This is a genomic window from Azospirillum griseum (genome assembly GCF_003966125.1).
Classification (GTDB): domain Bacteria; phylum Pseudomonadota; class Alphaproteobacteria; order Azospirillales; family Azospirillaceae; genus Azospirillum; species Azospirillum griseum.
In genome coordinates, this window is record NZ_RXMA01000118.1 from 1 (window position 1) to 720 (window position 720).

Annotated in this window: 1 tRNA gene; it reads left to right on the forward strand. The window is 61.4% G+C overall.

Features of this window, described 5'->3' with window-relative positions:
* The first annotated feature begins 128 nt into the window (after positions 1 to 128).
* Positions 129 to 205 (forward strand) — tRNA-Met (locus EJ903_RS26415).
* The last annotated feature ends 515 nt before the right edge of the window (positions 206 to 720 follow it).

Here is a 720-nt window from a genome sequence, read left to right on the forward strand (position 1 = left end):
GCCGATGGTACTGCGTCTTAAGGCGTGGGAGAGTAGGTCGCCGCCAGGTCACTCAGGCACACGAGAAACCACACAAACACCAACACACACACAAGCGCCCATCATCCTCACTCACCAAACCCATCGCCCGCGGGGTGGAGCAGCCCGGTAGCTCGTCAGGCTCATAACCTGAAGGCCGCAGGTTCAAATCCTGCCCCCGCAACCAAATCACAAAACCCCTGAAAGCATTCCGCTTTCAGGGGCTTTTGCTGTGCGTTCTATTGTTCTGTGCGTTCTATCCGCGAAACCCGTCATCCACCGTCAGCGCGTTGGTGGAGCGCCATGCGTCGTTCAGCAGAACGGACACGCGGTCGCCGCGCCGGACGGGGACCGCGCACGCCGCCAGGCTGGTGTCCGAGGGACCACAGCATCACGCACATTCCCATGCGCCGCAGCTTTCTGCGTTTGGTGGCAGTGATGGAGAGAGGACACACAAGGTCCTCCTGAACTGGCGGCTGCCGAACACCATGGACGTGGAGTTCCGTGCAGGACCATGGTGGAGGTGTTGGCACGCCACGCTCGACCGGGCATCGTGGATGAGTGCGGTCGGTCGATGGACGATGTCCTCATCGAACGGTTCCGGCGAGCGCTGAAGCGTATCCCTCCGGGGAGTGACGCCTTGCGGGTTTGGAACGTTTTCCCGATGTTTTGCGAGATGGCGCGATAGCGCGGACGCAAACG